Consider the following 1,518-nt stretch of genomic DNA (forward strand, 5'->3'; position numbering starts at 1 on the left):
GAGGCCACTGAAAAAGTCCTTATAGTTAAAAAAGTGAAAGCTTCCTCGATGAAATCGAGGAAGCTTTCACTTTTTTCATGTATAATGGTTGTACTAATTTTAGGTGGTGTCTCGGATGATTTCAAAACAACAATCTCTTAACCTTAGCCCATTCATGGCGATTTACGATATCGTCGTGCCAAAAGATAATATGCTCCGTCAATTTAATGAAATGGTAGATTTTTCTTTTGTTTTAGAGGAACTGAAAGATAAATATTGCCTCGATAACGGCCGCAACGCAGTGCCGCCTGTTCGTATGTTCAAATATTTATTACTAAAATCTATTTTTGACTTATCAGATGTAGATGTTGTTGAACGCTCAAAATACGATATGTCCTTTAAATATTTCTTAGATATGGCACCAGAAGATATGGTAATTGACCCTAGTTCATTAACGAAATTTCGTAAGCTCCGCCTAAAAGATGTAGGATTACTTGACATGCTCATCCGAAAAACAGTGGAAATCGCACTGGAAAGGGATTTGATTAAAAGTAAATCTATTATCGTCGATGCTACGCATACTAAGGCACGCTTCAATCAGAAATCACCGAAAGAATTTTTAATGGAGAAATCAAAACTACTCCGTAAAGCTGTTTATCAAATCGATGAAGGAATGAAAGAAAAATTCCCTCCCAAAACAACAACGGACGACTTAGGTGACGAACTTGACTACTGTCAAAAAATCATTGAGGATGTAGAAAAAGAAGAAATCATTCGTGAATATCCAAATGTGAAAGAAAAACTCAACTATTTAAAAGAAATTGTAGAAGATCATCAAGAACACCTACAATTTTCGCAAGATCCTGATGCCCGAATTGGTCATAAAACAGCCGATTCTTCCTTCTTTGGGTATAAAACACATATTGCGTTGAACGAAGAACGTATCATTACAGCGGCCGTGATTACAACAGGTGAGAAAAGCGATGGGAAATATCTTCAAACATTAGTTGAAAAAAGCCGTGAAACAGGAATAGAAATTGATACAGTCATTGGAGATACCGCTTATTCGGAAAAAGGGAATATTCAATATGCGAACGAACATAAGTTGCAATTAATATCAAAATTAAATCCCAATATTACACAAGGTACACGTCAAAAAGAAGATGAATTTGAGTTTAACAAGGACGCCGGCATGTACGTGTGTAAAGCTGGACATATGGCTATTCGTAAAGCACGACACGGAAAGAAAAATATAAGTGAAAATCAAAGAGATACCTATTACTTTGATATAGAAGAATGTAAACGATGCCCTTTCAAAGAAGGATGTTATAAAGAAGGTGCAAAATCAAAATCGTATTCAGTCACTATCTATTCAACAGAACATAGTAAACAAAAAAAATTTCAAGAAAGTGAGCTGTTCAAAGAAAAATCAAAAGAACGCTATAAAATTGAAGCTAAAAATAGTGAACTCAAACATAGACACGGGTATGATATGGCATCTTCCTCGGGTCTCATTGGCATGCAAATGCAAGGAGCAAT

At 35.4% G+C, this 1,518-nt stretch carries 1 protein-coding gene; it reads left to right on the plus strand.

Annotated features, from left to right (window positions below):
• Positions 1-115 precede the first annotated feature (115 nt).
• The coding region (locus JDS96_RS30375; protein ID WP_199669082.1) for an IS1182 family transposase at positions 116-1,518 on the plus strand (1,403 nt) is incomplete at its 3' end.

The organism is Bacillus cereus group sp. N21, from assembly GCF_016483395.1.
In the GTDB taxonomy this organism is placed as follows: Bacteria; Bacillota; Bacilli; order Bacillales; family Bacillaceae_G; genus Bacillus_A; species Bacillus_A pseudomycoides.